This is a genomic window from Clostridium sp. (assembly GCF_050717515.1).
Classification (GTDB): domain Bacteria; phylum Bacillota; class Clostridia; order Clostridiales; family Clostridiaceae; genus Clostridium_AD.
In genome coordinates this window covers 112653-127997 of record NZ_JBOITL010000023.1, presented here as the reverse complement: position 1 = coordinate 127997, position 15345 = coordinate 112653, and the positions used below count along the sequence as shown (strand labels likewise).

The 15345-nt window shown below is 31.6% G+C and carries 14 protein-coding genes; 6 read left to right on the top strand and 8 right to left on the bottom strand.

The annotated features are described in order from the left end of the window. Window positions 1-20: 20 nt before the first annotated feature. From ACREV6_RS08560 to ACREV6_RS08535, 6 genes are all read left to right on the top strand, one after another. Window positions 21-710, top strand: coding sequence for a hypothetical protein (locus ACREV6_RS08560; RefSeq protein ID WP_431577588.1), 690 nt, complete (start codon window positions 21-23; stop codon window positions 708-710). A gap of 108 nt (window positions 711-818) precedes the next feature. Beyond that, window positions 819-1514 carry a hypothetical protein gene (locus tag ACREV6_RS08555; RefSeq protein ID WP_431577587.1) on the top strand — a complete coding sequence of 232 codons (696 nt, stop codon included), beginning with the start codon at window positions 819-821 and terminating at the stop codon, window positions 1512-1514. A gap of 46 nt (window positions 1515-1560) precedes the next feature. Further along, a complete protein-coding gene (locus ACREV6_RS08550) occupies window positions 1561-2331 on the top strand; it encodes a hypothetical protein (protein WP_431577586.1) in 771 nt (256 codons plus the stop codon). 69 nt (window positions 2332-2400) lie between these two features. Next, window positions 2401-3078, top strand: coding sequence for an intermembrane phospholipid transport YdbH family protein (locus ACREV6_RS08545; RefSeq protein ID WP_431577585.1), 678 nt, complete (start codon window positions 2401-2403; stop codon window positions 3076-3078). Window positions 3079-3128: 50 nt separating this feature from the next. Next, window positions 3129-4118 (top strand): hypothetical protein, encoded by a 990-nt coding sequence (locus ACREV6_RS08540; RefSeq protein ID WP_431577584.1) that lies wholly within the window; start codon window positions 3129-3131, stop codon window positions 4116-4118. A gap of 132 nt (window positions 4119-4250) precedes the next feature. Continuing rightward, window positions 4251-5381: a DUF5305 family protein gene (locus ACREV6_RS08535; RefSeq protein WP_431577583.1), complete on the top strand. Its 1131-nt coding sequence runs from the start codon at window positions 4251-4253 to the stop codon at window positions 5379-5381. 132 nt (window positions 5382-5513) lie between these two features. Here the strand turns inward: ACREV6_RS08535 and ACREV6_RS08530 are convergent, their stop codons facing one another. The 8 genes from ACREV6_RS08530 to ACREV6_RS08495 form a co-directional block, all read right to left on the bottom strand. Further along, on the bottom strand, window positions 5514-7088 hold the full coding sequence (locus tag ACREV6_RS08530; protein ID WP_431577582.1) for an ABC transporter permease/substrate-binding protein: 1575 nt from the start codon (window positions 7086-7088) through the stop codon (window positions 5514-5516). Continuing rightward, window positions 7081-8223 carry an ABC transporter ATP-binding protein gene (locus ACREV6_RS08525; protein ID WP_431577581.1) on the bottom strand — a complete coding sequence of 381 codons (1143 nt, stop codon included), beginning with the start codon at window positions 8221-8223 and terminating at the stop codon, window positions 7081-7083. Before ACREV6_RS08525 ends, ACREV6_RS08530 begins: the two co-directional genes overlap by 8 nt. Window positions 8224-8404: 181 nt before the next feature. After that, window positions 8405-9982, bottom strand: a complete 1578-nt coding sequence (locus ACREV6_RS08520; RefSeq protein ID WP_431577580.1) for an ABC transporter permease/substrate-binding protein — start codon at window positions 9980-9982, stop codon at window positions 8405-8407. Beyond that, window positions 9975-11108 carry an ABC transporter ATP-binding protein gene (locus ACREV6_RS08515; protein WP_431577579.1) on the bottom strand — a complete coding sequence of 378 codons (1134 nt, stop codon included), beginning with the start codon at window positions 11106-11108 and terminating at the stop codon, window positions 9975-9977. Before ACREV6_RS08515 ends, ACREV6_RS08520 begins: the two co-directional genes overlap by 8 nt. Window positions 11109-11446: 338 nt before the next feature. Beyond that, window positions 11447-12358: a glycine betaine ABC transporter substrate-binding protein gene (locus ACREV6_RS08510; RefSeq protein ID WP_431577578.1), complete on the bottom strand. Its 912-nt coding sequence runs from the start codon at window positions 12356-12358 to the stop codon at window positions 11447-11449. 38 nt (window positions 12359-12396) lie between these two features. After that, a complete protein-coding gene (locus tag ACREV6_RS08505) occupies window positions 12397-13230 on the bottom strand; it encodes an ABC transporter permease (RefSeq protein ID WP_431577577.1) in 834 nt (277 codons plus the stop codon). After that, window positions 13208-14416, bottom strand: a complete 1209-nt coding sequence (locus tag ACREV6_RS08500) for a quaternary amine ABC transporter ATP-binding protein (RefSeq protein ID WP_431577576.1) — start codon at window positions 14414-14416, stop codon at window positions 13208-13210. Before ACREV6_RS08500 ends, ACREV6_RS08505 begins: the two co-directional genes overlap by 23 nt. A gap of 295 nt (window positions 14417-14711) precedes the next feature. Beyond that, window positions 14712-15338, bottom strand: coding sequence for a GntR family transcriptional regulator (locus ACREV6_RS08495; RefSeq protein ID WP_431577635.1), 627 nt, complete (start codon window positions 15336-15338; stop codon window positions 14712-14714). Between the last annotated feature and the right edge of the window lie 7 nt (window positions 15339-15345).

The window sequence follows — 15345 nt, the reverse complement described above, 5'->3', positions numbered from 1 at the left end:
AAAAGAGAGGGGTAAAAATTATGAAAAAGACAAGAGTTATAATAGCAGCTGCAATGGTTACTACAATGTTAGTGGGAGCTGGTTTTGCAGCATGGACTGACAAGTTAACGGTTAATAGTACAGTATCAACTGGAGAATTAAATGTTAAATTTACTGAATGGACATTTTATAAAGATAATGACAAAGACAATGGTGACTATGCAAAAACAAGTTTCACTCCTTTTGATGTCCGAGGTAATATTAAGACTTTAGATTTAACACTTAATAACTTGTATCCAGGAGTAAATGCTACATTGGTTTCAAGATTTGAAAACGATGGAACTATTCCAGCAGTAATTAAGTCAGTAAAAGTTACTCATGAAGATGTTGCTTTAAAAGGTTTAAATAACAAGGATCTAGTTAAAATGACGGATGATGAAAAAGCAAAGATAACTGTAGTAGGTGCTATTACGCATTATAGAGGAAATGTAAATAATCCTCAAACTATTAAAACATTACCTATAAAGACTAATTTAAAAGATCTTCAAACAGCGTTAAATGGAACATCCACAATACCGGGTCTTGCTACATGGAAATTAGAACCAAATGATTTTGTTAAAATAGAAGATCTTAAATTTGAACTTCCTAGCGCTGCAGTTAAAGATAATGAAATGGAAAACACCTATGAAAAATTCAAATTACAAATTGATTTTGTTCAACATAATCAATAAAAATAAATTCTATAAAATTAATAAAGCAGGGTTAGTAAACTCTGCTTCTTTGGATAAATCTAAGATTTACTCTTAAATTAAAAACGATTTAAAGTGGGTGAAAGTAATATGAAAAAAAGAAGAATTTTAGTAGCAGCTGTAATAGTTACCACAATGCTTGTGGGAGCTGGTTTTGCAGCGTGGACTGATAAGTTAACAGTTAATAGTACAGTGTCAACTGGAGAATTAAATGTTAAATTTACTGAATGTACAATGTATAAAGATAATGAGATAGGTATTGGTGACTATGCAAAAACAGATTTCAATCCTTCTTATATTGAAGGAAATACTAATACAAAAAGTTTAGATTTAACACTTAATAACTTGTATCCAGGAGTAAGTGCTATATTGTGTTCAAGGTTTGAAAACAATGGAACTATTCCTGCAGTAATTAAGTCAGTAGTTATTACTGAAGAAACTGCTATTTTAAAAGGTTTAAATAACAAGGATCTAGTTAAAATGACGGATGATGAAAAAGCAAAAATAACAGTAGTTGGTAATATTAAACAGTACAGAGAAGCTGGAGATACTATTAAAATTGTTAAAAGATTAGCTATAAACACTAATTTAAGAGATCTTCAAACAGTATTAAATGGCACAAGTGAAGCACCTGGTCTTGCTACATGGAAATTAGAACCAAATGATTATGCTAAAATCGAAGAGCTTAAGTTTGAACTTCCTAGCCAGGCAGTTACTGGTGATGAAATGGAAAACACTTATGAAAAATTCAAACTGGAAATTAATTTTGTTCAACATAATCAATAAAAAATAAATATTATAAAATTAAAAAAATTTGAGGGGTGCATTAAATATGAAAAAGACAAGAGTTATAATAGCAGCTGCAATGGTTACTACAATGCTAGTAGGAGCTGGTTATGCAGCATGGACTGACGCGTTAACAATTAATAGCACAGTATCAACTGGAGAACTTAAGGTGCAATTTGATAACAGTGGGGTTTATCCTAGTACAAAGACATATTATTATGTAAATGGTGTTTGTTCACCAGATACAAACACTTACGTGGTGCCAAAAATTGAAGGGAAGAGTGAAAAAGAACTAACTATAAACTTTAGTAACATGTATCCAGGTGCATTAGCTCTTTATGAAGCAAAAATTGATAATAAAGGTACGATTCCTGCAGTATTTGATTATGTTAATGTTCAAATCACTGGTGATGGACAATTAAATGAAAAGTTAGATGTATTTGGAGCAATAAAGATTTTTGATAAAGAGGGTAAAGAGAAGAAGTTATATGGCCAAGATGGCAAGGAAATAGCTAATACTACAGAGGCTAGATGGTTCTATTGTAAACTAAATACCTTAGAAACTACTCTTAATACCTATTTGAAAGGAATAAATTTACAATTAGAACCTGGCGACTATGCAACTTTTGACATGCCAGATGAATGTAGAGCGCAAGTTGCTACAAAATACAAAGGATTAGAAGGTTATGCTGCTGTTAAGGATAGCAACTGTATTAATTTCTGGCTTGCACCAGAAATTACGGATTGCGAAAAAGTAACAGCTACGCTTAAAATGACAATAAACTTTAAACAGCATAATATTGGCTTTACTAAATAATAAGATTAACTTAAAAAACAGGGTTACCTAGCCCTGTTTTTTAGAAATTAGTAAAGGAGGTGCTAGGAAATGAAAAAAATAAGGGTTATATCCATAGCTTTAGTAACATCTTTAATGTTAATGGGTGCCGGATATGCAAAATGGGATGATAATCTAGTAATTAATGGTACAGTGGCAACTGGTGAATTTAATGTTAATTTCGTTGAGGATGACACATATCCTTCAGCTTGTGGGTCTGAAGATGTAAACTCAAGTGTACAAATAATTGGTGAGAAAGCACATACTGTTCAGGTATCATTGACCAATTTATACCCAGGATCCTGGGCTGCATTTAGGGTAACGGGCATTAACTCAGGAACTATTCCGGTAAAGCTTGATGATTTCAAAGTTGAGTTTAATGGAGATAGAAAACTGTTAGCCTATTTGACTTATGATGCTGGACTTACTATAGATGCAGATGGAGATAACGTAATTGATAAAGAAACTAAAAAAATCAGTGGAAATCTTGAAAATATTGCAAGTGATTTTAATGCAGAGATAAAGGAGTCATTAAGTGATTTAAAGATGGAACCTAATGGTAAGGGTAACTTCTCTTTAAATGTTCCTGAAGAGAAAGCAGATGACTTAAATGGAGATGGTTCAGCGGAAAAGTATATTATCATACATTTTGATAAAGATGCACCACCAGATACTCAAATGAAAACTTTAACATTCACCCTTACAACAAACTTTAAGCAAGATAACTAATAATATAATAGAGTTGTTTTTGACCTTGTATGAAAAGGGGGGGGAGTTAATTGATTTTAAGGAATACGTTAAAAATTTCATCAATTGTGATTTTTGTATTATTGACTATTTTTATATCTCTTCAGTCAAGTTTTCATGCTATAGCTGTTGAAACTGGAATTGTTATTGATGTTAAAGAGACAGGGAATGGGAATCAAGTTCCTATATTTACATCATGTGATGGATTATTAATACCAGGAGGGAGTGTAAGTAGTATATTTTCTGTAAGGAATAACTGTTCATTTAGTATTGTCATGGATAGTTTTCAACTAGGTGATTTTAAGATAAAGGATAATTCAGATAATGTACTCTCTTCAGAATCTCAGAAGTATATAGATTTCACTAAAAATGTAAATTATAGAATAATGAGAGGCGATTTATTATTATTTAGTAGCAGTGTTGAAAACTTAATTAATAAAACCGTAAGTGTTAAAAGTGATGTTGAATGTACGCTTCAACCTGGTGAAATTAAAAAAGTTAAGATAGTTGCAGACATGAATGAAGAGGCGGGAAATAGCGTTCAAAGGCTAAAAAGTACATTTATTATTGCTATGAATTTTAGAGCTGTTACATCATCTGGAGGAGGCGATACACCAACTGTGCCTGAGCCAGGTACACCAACTGTGCCTGAGCTAGGTACACCAACTGTGCCTGATCCAAGTACACCAACTGTGCCTGAGCCAGGTACACCAACTGTGCCTGAGCCAGGTACACCAACTGTGCCTGAGCCAGGTACACCAACTGTGCCTGAGCCAGGTACACCAACTGTGCCTGAGCCAGGTACACCAACTGTGCCTGAGCCAGGTACGCCAACTGTGCCTGAGCCAGGTACACCAACTGTGCCTGAGCCAGGTACACCAACTGTACCTGATCCAGATGGTCCCAAAGTAGTTGCTAGACTAATTCAAACAGGGTCACCCGTAGATATGACGGTAGTAATAACAATAGGGTGGTGCTTTATAGGTGGAGGAAGTGTACTTTTATATAAAAAGAAAAAATAAAAGTAAGCTTTAAGCAACACAACTAATAATGTAAGTAAGCAGGGAGTCTAACCCTGCTTACAATGTTTATATTGGAAATAAATAACTTATAAGGTACAATATACATATTAAATATATTAGGGGGGAGTAAAAATGAGGTCTAAAAATAAAAAAAACAAAAAACTATGTGCTATGAATACATATTTAAGGTTAGGTCTTATAATATCAACTGTTATTATACTAATTGGGATGTCAGCTTTTTTGTATAGAATAGTAAATAGTCATAAATTTACCGCGGAGAAAGTGCCTTTATACTCTTATAAAAATAACGGAAATATTAATTATAAAGTTTTGTTACTTCCTAATGAAATATATGGTAAAAATGACCTAGTGGAGGGTAATACTTATATAACCGATTATATAGATTATATAAATGCATCTTTTAAATATGAGTTTAGTGGTGAAAGAGCAGCTGATATAAATGGTGATTATGAGATTATTGCAGTGCTAGAAGGGATGACGGGAAGCGAAAAGGAAAAGAAAACTGTTTGGAAGAAGGAAAAGACACTTCAAGCAAAAACTAAATTCAATGTTAATGATAAAATATTTTTAGTCCAGAAGGATATACCAATAAAGCTTAAGGAGTATAATAATATTGTTCAAAAAATAATTAAAACATCAAGTGTTAATTTTAATACAAAATTGACTATTCTTTTTAGAGTTAATTTAGAGGCAAAAACAGATAAAGGAGTAATTAAGGAGAATTTGTCTCCTTCAATGGAAATTCCTTTGAATACAAAAGTCTTTGAGATTAAAGGTAATTTAGCTTTAAAAAAACAAGCTGCAATTGAGGAAGTAAAGAAAATACCAGTACCTATTAATAAAAAAATGGTTGCTATAACTTGTATTGCTATTGGGACGTGTATAGGTGCTTTAGTTTTTTTTATTTTCTTTACATCAGGATTAATTGTAAACAATCCCTTTGAGAAAAAATTAAAGCAAATATTTAAACTGCATGGTAATAGAATGGTTGCAATTGAAAATGATGTGGTATTTTCATGTGAAAGTACAATGAAGGTAGTAACTATTGAAGATTTAGTTAGGATGTCTGATGACATATGCAAGCCGATTTTATATAAAAGTAGTGGAGATTTAAACCAAATAAATAAATTTTATGTTATAGATGATAGCAAAATATATATATTTGAACTAGAAGAAAAATTATTAGAAAATGTGCCAGCTGATAAAAAAGGTGAAATTATAGATAAGTGTTTACAGAGTTAATTAACTCTATTTTTAGTAAAAAAATAACTTGCCTTTGATTTATTAAAATGAGTACAAAAAAAGTGAGATAGTTTAATAACATATCTCACTTTTAAATTTAGAATATATATTTATTTGAATATACCTTTTAGCTTACTCTATTAATTTTTTAGATTTTAAAAAGTCTTCTGCAACTTTTTTAGGATCTTCTCCATTATCTGCTTTTAAATTAAGTTTTTGCATATCCTCATCTGTAACTTTCCCTTCTAGTTGTAGTAATAGTCCCTTTAACTCGGGGAATTTTTTCAATGAATCTGTGCGAACTATAGGTACTGGATTGTAAGGCGGGAAGAAATTCTTATCATCTTTTAATAGTGCAAGATCGAATTTCTGTAATAATCCATCCGTGGAGTTTGCATCTAAAACCTGTGTTTCATTTTTATCAAGTGCTGTATATCTAAGTCCGCCATCTATACCTTTTACACTTTTAAAGTTTAGATTGTATTTTTTTTGAAGTCCAGGATAACCATCTGATCTATTTGTAAATTCCATAGTAAATCCAGCATTTAGTGTTGGACTTATTTTTGCTAAATCAGAAACAGTCTTTAAATTATTTTTTTTAGCAAGTTCTTTGTTTACAGCCATTATATAAGCATTATTAAAACCTATGGGTTTCATTAACTCTATACCATAATTTTTAGCGAAATCTTCTTTTACTACATTATAAGCTTTAGCTGGGTCGCTTATAGAAGCTTTTTTTAGTATAGTTATAAGCGCTGTACCAGTATATTCTACATAACAATCTAAATTTTTTGATTTCATAGCGTTAAATATTACGGCAGTTCCGCCTAAATTAAATTTTCTTTCTACTTTATATTTTGTCTTATGTTCTATTAGTGAGGCTACCATATTTCCAAGTATTATTTGTTCATTGTAATTTTTAGAACCTATCACTATGGTATTTTTACCCTTATTTAAACTTGAAACTAATGATCCTACAATTAGTATAACAACTAATATAATGGACCCAATTCTAATTTTTTTGTTTTTAAATAATAAACTAGTTTTGCTGACTTTACTTGTAGTTCTTATCCCTTCTGGAATTACTATGTTTTCTACCTTGCCTAAAATGAAATCTAAAATAACAGCAAGTAAACAAGCAGGAATAGCTCCGGCTAGGATCATATTATTATTAACGGTTGAAACACCAGAAAATACTAAATATCCAAGGCCGCCAGCGCCTATAAATGCGGCTATGGTCATAAGTCCTACTGCTGTAACTGAAGATACTCTAACACCTGACATTATAATAGGCATAGCTAGAGGAAAACGAACTTTAAGTAATACTTGAGTTTGAGTAAGTCCCATACCATCAGAAGCTTCAATAAGCGCAGGACTTATATTAGTTAGTCCCGTATATGTATTTTTTACAATAGGTAGAAGAGAATACATAACTACCATAATAACTGCGGGTTTACTGCCAATACCAACTACGGGTATTAAAAATCCGAGTAGTGCTAGACTTGGTATAGATTGAACTATATTTGTAAAGCCAATAACAGGACCTGAAAGTTTTCTAAACCTAACTATAAGTATTGCAAGAGGTATTGCAATTATTATAGACATTAAAATTGAGAATACAGTTAGTTGAACATGTTGCATAAGTAAATCTGATATTTCAGTTTTTCTTTCTATTACGAAATTTATAAAAGAAGTTATACTATTCATTATCAGTTGCCTCCTCGTCTTCATCATCTATAAATTGATTACTTAATATAGATAAAAGGCTACTTTTGGTAATAAGGCCTGATAGCTTTAAGTTATCGTCCAGTACTGGAACAAAGCTTATGTCTTCTTTCTTTATAAGTTCTAATATATCGATTATAGAGTCTTCATTATTTACTGTTATAATATTTTTTATCATTATATCTTTAATCATTTTAGTTTTATCTGGATTTTTTCTAATTTGTTTTAAGGTAACAAGTCCACATAAAAGATTAGCTTTATCTACTACAAGCAAACTATCTACATGACTAGATTTCATTATTTCAATTGCTTGCACAATTGTTCGCTCTCCAACGGATTTTATAGGCATTTCTATCATAATATCTTTTGCCTTAATTAGTTCAGGCTGATTCCATATTCTGTTTTTACCTACAAAGTCTCGTACAAAGTCATTAATAGGGTTTTTTAATAATTCCTCTGGAGTAGCAAATTGAACTACTGATCCAGCTTCTAAGATACAAATTTTATCCCCAAGTTTTAAGGCTTCATCCATATCATGAGTTACAAATATTATGGTTTTCTTGAAGTTTTGTTGTATATTGAATATCTCATCTTGGAGTTGAGTTTTTGTTATAGGGTCTAATGCACTAAAGGGTTCATCCATTAATATTACATCAGGATCCATTATAAGAGCCCTTGCCACACCAACTCTTTGTTGCTGACCTCCACTAAGCTCTTTAGGGTATTTGTTTGAATATTCCTCAGGAGCTAGTCCAACTAAATTTAATAATTCAACGACTTTCGCCGCTATTGTATCCTTTGGCATTTTTTCTATAGATGCTATTAAAGCAATATTCTCACCTATAGTCAAATGAGGTAGAAGACCCGCTTGTTGTATAACATAGCCCATGTTACGTCTAAGCTTTATAGTGTTTTTAGTGTTGATATTATCTCCATTAATTAAGATTTCACCAGAAGTGGGGGTTAGTAATTTATTTATCATTTTTAGTGTTGTAGTTTTTCCACAACCACTAGGTCCGATAAAAACAACCAGTTCTCCTTTTTTTATAGTAATGTTTATATCCTTTAATATTATTTTTCCGTTTATACTTTTATTTACATCTTTAAACTCAATCAAAATGTAACCTCCTTAAATTTTCAAAGTAACAACTTAAGTATATCACCAAGTTGTTACTTTGTAAAGAACACATGTTTATATGAAAAAAGAGTAAGTTTCTAATGAGGGGTGGTAAAGTGCTCTAAGAAGCCTAAAAAGAGCGTGATATCCTAATTTGCTAGTATATCACGTTCTCTTTAACTTAATCCATCAATTTTATAGACCTTAAAAAGTCTTCTGCAACAACTTTAGATTGTTCTCCACTATCTACTCTATAGTTGAGGTCTCTCATAGTTTTATCACTAATTTTATTTTCTAAAAGTAATAATACTTCCTTTAACTCAGGATATTTCTTCAATGTTTCTGCTCTTATTACAGGAACTGCATAGTAAGGTGGGAAGAAATTCTTATCATCTTTTAAAAGCTGAAGATCAAATTTTTTAAGTAATCCATCTGTAGCAAAGGCGTCTAAAACTTGTGTTTCACCTTTTTCAAGGGCTGTATATCTAAGCCCACCATCTATACCTTTAGAATTTTTAAAATTTAGGTTATACAATTTTTTAACTCCAAGATAACCATCTGGTCTATTTGCAAACTCCATAGTAAATCCTGCGTTTAAAGTAGGACTTATTTTTGCTAAATCGGATATAGTATTTAAATTATTTTTTTTAGCAAGAGATTGTTTCACTGCTATTACATAGGTGTTATTAAATCCTAGGGGGTTTAATACTTCCACATTATAATTTTTAGAAAAATCCGTTTTCATAATATCATAAACCTTAGTTGGATCTTTTATAGTAGGTTTTTTTAGTATATTTACAAGACCTGTTCCAGTATATTCTACATATACATCAACATTTTTTGATTGCATAGCGCTAAATACTACAGCAGTTCCTCCTAAATTTAATTTTCTTTCAACATTAATATCTGTTTTACTTTCTATTAAAGAGGCTACCATATCTCCAAGTATTAATTGTTCATTAAAGTTTTTAGAGCCTACCACAATTGTGTTTTTACTTTTGCCAAAACTAGAAACTACGGAGGATACAATGATTATAAGAACGAGTATCAAGGCTCCAAGTTTGAATTTTTTATTGCTGAAAATTGTATTAGTTTTTCTTGCTTTACTAGGAGTAGTTCTTATTCCTTCAGGAATTACTATTTTTTCTACCTTACCTAAAATGAAGTCTAGAAAAATAGCAAGTAAACAAGCAGGGATAGCTCCAGCTAGTATCATATTATTACTAACAGTTGCAACACCAGAATATACTAGAAAGCCTAAACCACCAGCCCCAATGAAGGCGGCTATAGTCATAAGTCCTACTGCTGTAACTGAAGATATTCTAACACCTGACATTATAATCGGCATAGCTAGTGGGAAACGAACTTTGAGAAGTACTTGTGTTTGCGTAAGTCCCATACCATCAGCGGCTTCAATAAGTGAAGGACTTATGTTAGTGAGTCCTGTATATGTGCTTTTTACAATAGGTAGAAGAGAATACATAACTACCATAACAATTGCGGGTTTACTGCCGATACCAAGTACAGGAATTAAAAATCCCAGTAGTGCTAAACTTGGTATAGATTGAACTATATTTGTAAATCCAATGACAGGACCTGCAAGTTTTCTATATCTAACTATAAGTATTCCAAGGGGTATAGCTATTACCACTGCAAGTAAAATTGAAAATATAGTTAGTTGAATATGTTGTATAAATAAACCGGAAATTTCAGATTTTCTATCTATTACGAAATTTATAAAAGATGTTATACTATTCATTATCATCTACCTCCTCATCTATAAACTGGTTACTTAAGATAGATAAAAGGCTGCTCTTGGTAATTAAGCCTGACAGTTTTAAGTTTTCATCTATTACAGGTACAAAGCTTATATTTTCACTCTTTATCATTTCTAATATATCAATTATAGAATCTTCGTTGCTTACTGTTAAAAGATCCTTTTGCATTATATCTTTAATCTTTTTACTTTTATCTGGATTTTTTCTAATATGTTTTAAAGTAACAAGGCCACATAAAAGATTAGCTTTATCTACCACAAGTAAACTATCTACATGATTAGATTTCATTATTTCAATGGCTTGCAGAATGGTTCGCTCACCAACTGATTTTACAGGCATTTCTATCATAATATCTTTTGCCTTAATGAGTTCGGGTTGATTCCATATTCTGTTTTTACCTACAAAATCTCGCACAAAGTCATTAATGGGGTTTTTTAATAGTTCCTCAGGAGTGGCAAATTGAACTACGGATCCAGCTTCTAGGATACAAATTTTATCCGCTAGTTTTAAAGCCTCATCCATATCATGAGTTACGAATATTATAGTTTTCTTGAAATTTTGTTGTATGTTGAATATTTCATCTTGAAGTTGAGTTTTTGTTATAGGATCTAATGCACTAAAAGGTTCATCCATTAATATTACATCAGGATCCATTATAAGAGCCCTTGCAACTCCTACCCTTTGTTGTTGGCCTCCACTAAGCTCTTTAGGGTATTTATTTACATAATCTTTAGGATCTAGTCCTACTAGATTTAATAATTCAATTACTTTTTCCTCTATTTTATCTTTTGGCATTTTTTCTATAGATGCTATTAAACCAATATTTTCACCAATAGTTAAATGAGGAAGAAGTCCCGCTTGTTGAATAACGTAGCCCATGTTTCTTCTAAGCTTTATAGTGTTTTTTTCTCCAATTTTCTCTCCATTAATTAAAATATCACCGGTGGTTGGAGTTAGTAATTTATTAATCATTTTTAGTGTGGTAGTTTTTCCACAACCACTAGGTCCGATAAAGGCAACTAATTGTCCTTTTTCTATAGTTATATTTATATCTTTCAATATAACCTTACCATTGATGCTTTTGTTCACATTTATAAAATCAATCAAAGTGTAGCCTCCTTAATTATTGCAAGTAACAACTTAATCATAACATTGAGTTGTTACTTTGTAAAGATTGCGTTAATAGCTATAATTTATTATGTAATTATTGAAAACGATTTATACAAAAACTTTTTAAATTTTGTAAAAGGTTTTCATGGCAAAAAAAAAACCTACATCACATTGCTATAAAACGCTGTGATGTAAGGGCTTAGGTGGATTTAAATGAATTTTTAATTTCATTGTGAAATTCTTTAATCTTACAATAACTATTTTTGTTATAAATCACTATAAATATATTATTATCTTTAAATATTACAGCTCTAAAGTAGAGGATTTAATTCAAGTTATTTAACTAAATCTTCTATAGAATCAATATTCATATATTTAGGAACAACTAAACCTATTTTAGCTCCTTCTAGGTTTGGACCTAAATCTTCAAATTTACCTTTGTAATCAGCCATATATTTCGCATGAGTTCCTGGTAGCCATGCTGCAACAATAGCATCTACATCGCCACTGGCTACTGCAGCCCACATAGGGCCTGATTCTACTTGCGTAAGTCTAACCTTGTATCCCATATCTTCAAGTACTAATGCAATTAGATTAGTAGAGGCGATTTCTGTATCCCAAGCAACATAGGCAAGTTTGATTTCTTCACCCTTTACTTTTTTCGCACCTGCTGTCCATTTACCTACCTTATCTTTATTGTCAGTAATCCATTGTCTTGCTGTTTTCTTTACATCTTCACCATCATTAATCTTAAGCATAACAGCTTCCATATCCTTAGGCGTCCAAGAAAATTGGTTTAAAATTTTGTAAGCATCAGGCTTATCTTCTTTTAATTTTAAACGCGCAATTGTATTTATATGTTCAGAACCACCAAAAGATCCTTTAGGGTCCTTCAAGTATTTTAAATCATATTTACTAAACATCCAATGAGGTGACCAACCAGTAAGTACAATTGGTTCTTTATTTTTAATTGCATCTGAAAGAGCTTGTGTCATAGCAGCTCCTGAACTAGTTTGTACAGTATAATCTAATTTATAGTCTTTAATAGCTTTTTCGGAAGCTTGAACTACTCCTGCACCAGCATCTATACCTGTAATCTTATAATTCATTTGCTCACCATAAGTTGCATTAGCAGACTTTGGCTTAGTATCACTTTTATTTTTATTACTGTTACCACAGCCAACAAGAGTTAGGGCTACTAGACTAAAAGCAATCATACTAACTTTTTTCCAGTTATGTTTAATCATAAATTTATGCCTCCTTATATTACCTATATATTAATTTGTTAAGAATTAGTTTTTATATTTAGGGCTTGAGTAATACGGTCTAGTATCATAGCTAATATAACAATGGAGAGTCCAGCCGCAAAACCTTGTCCAGCTTCATTTCTTGTAACGGCCCTAAAGACTTCAACTCCTAATCCATCAGCACCAATCATAGAAGCTATAACTACCATAGATAGTGCAAGCATTATTGTTTGGTTAACACCTGCCATAATTGTATTTTTGGCAATGGGAAGTTGAACTTTAAATAATTTTTGCTTTGGAGTTGAACCAAAAGCATCTGCAGCTTCAATTAGTTCTGTAGGAACTTGACGAATACCGAAATTAGTAAGTCTTACAACTGGAGGCATTGCAAATATAACAGATGCAATAATCCCGGGCACCATTCCTATACCAAAGAAAGAAACAGCTGGTATTAAATATACAAAGGCAGGCATAGTCTGCATAATATCTAATATAGGTGTTATTATATCTTGAACTATTTTATTTTTTGACATCCAAACTCCAAGAGGGATGCCAATTAAAATTGATATTGAGCTAGATGTTAAAATCAAAGATAGTGTAAGCATAGTTTGTTCCCAATATCCTAGATTTTGTATTAACAATAATCCTAATAGTGCAAATATAGATAAGCCCCATTTTTTCTTGGTTATAAATATAGTTAATACTACGATAATTAGAATAAAAATTAATGGAGGAATAGCTATTAGTGCGTCACTTAAACCATTTACAACAGCGTTTAGTCCATCTTTAATGGGTTCAAAAAACCACTGAGCGTTATCTCTTAACCATTCTACAAACATATCAACCCATTCAACTATTGGTATTTGTGTCATCTAGATTCACCTCGTTTCCTGCAAGAGCCGCAAGTACCGCGCCTCGAACTATAATTCCCTTTAAGATTTTATTTTCAACAACAGCTACTGGTACAGGAGAATCGTGTATTATCTCAAATAAATCATTTAATGATAAATCTGGAAGAACCACAGGAACATCTGTATCCATAACATCATAAATATCTTTATTCTCGATTTTCACTGCCTCTGCCGCAGCATCTGCAGTTACAACTCCTAGGAACTCTCTATTTTTATTAATAACATAAATGCTTGAAATTCCAGCCTGTCTCATACGTTGCAATGCAACTCGTGGGCCGTGGTTTTCTACATTGATGGTTTCTGGACTCTGCATAACATGTTGGGCAGAAAAGACCTTGGATCTATCTACATCTTCAACGAACTTTTTAACATATTCATCAGCAGGATTTGTCATGATTTCTTCTGGAGTACCAACCTGAACAATCAATCCATCTTTCATAATTGCAATTCTGTCTCCAATTTTAAGTGCTTCATCTAAGTCATGGGTAATAAATATAATTGTTTTATGCATAGATGCTTGTAAATGTATAAGTTCATCTTGCATTTCTTTACGATTTAGAGGATCTAGGGCTGAAAAGGCTTCATCCATTAATAAAATATCTGGATCGTTAGCTAGAGCTCTTGCAAGACCTACTCTTTGCTTCATTCCTCCTGATAATTGACTAGGATATTGATCTTCATAGCCTTTAAGTCCTACCATTTCTAATGATTCAAGAGCTTTTTTATGGATTTCTTTTTTATCCATTCCTTGAATTTCTAATCCGAATCCGGCATTCTCCCAAACGCTGCGGTGAGGGAATAATCCAAATCCTTGAAAAACCATACTTAGTTTCTTTCTTCTAGTTTCTCTTAATTGGTTTTTATCCATTTTGGCTAAATCTTCGCCATCTACTAATACACTGCCTGCATTTGGCTCAATTAATCGATTAATTAATCTTACAAGCGTAGACTTACCACTTCCGGATAACCCCATAATTACAAAAATTTCTCCAGAATGTACTTCAAAGGATACTCTGTTTACACCTACAGTCATTCCTGTTCCTTTTAAAATATCTTTTTTTGTTTTTCCACTTTCTAAAAACTTTACCCCTTGTTTAGGGTTTTTACCAAAAATTTTGGTTAATCCTTTAACTTCAATTTTTAACATTTATCCACCTCTTTTATTATTTAATTTATGTATTTTTTGTAAAAAACATTTGTTTAATTTTATAGCCGATTTTTACATCATAACAAATTAAAACAAGAAGTTCAAATTTTCGACATACATCGACATTCAAGCATTTAAGCCGTTCAGCTATTTGCTCTAGATAACTTTATTTAGCTTGAAAGTGTGCATTTTCATTATTTTTGCTGCTAGAGTTTAGGAAATTAAAAAAAAGCCCCTACATCACATTGTTATAAAACACTGTGATGTAGGGGCCTGGGCATATTTAAATACATTTTTATTTTTCAGTAAGAAAGTCTTTAATCCTACAATAACTATTTTCGCTACAAATCACTATAAATATATCATTAGCTTTAAATATTGTAGTTGGCCCAGGAGATAGTATTAACTTTTCATCTCGTCTTATACCAATTATAGTTGCTCCTGTATTTTGCCAAAATTTAACCTCTGATATAGTTTTATCTATTATACTCATTTCAGAATGTATTTCAAATTCAAAAGGTATGAATGGATTACTATTTTTAAATCTGCTAGAATAATCTACTAGTTCGTCAATAGAATGTTCTATATTTTTATTTAGCTCTTTTTTCTTTTCAAGTAAATCCATAATATTTTTTTTAAGAGAACTTATAGAATCTATATCTTTAAATTTATCAATAAATTGCAAACAATTATCTACTGAGGTTATAACAATTCCGCTACCTTTTGTTACTTTCACTATATCCATATCACTTAAAAGACTTATAGATCTTCTTACTGTTTCTGGTGATACGTTATATTTACTTGCAAGGGAAGAACGACCGTGTAGCTTATCTCCTATTGAAAGATCCCCAGATACTATTCTATTGGCAAGATCTATAGCTATTTTTTGATAAACAGGTTTTAAAGTAGAGTTATTTGGCATTTTTGAT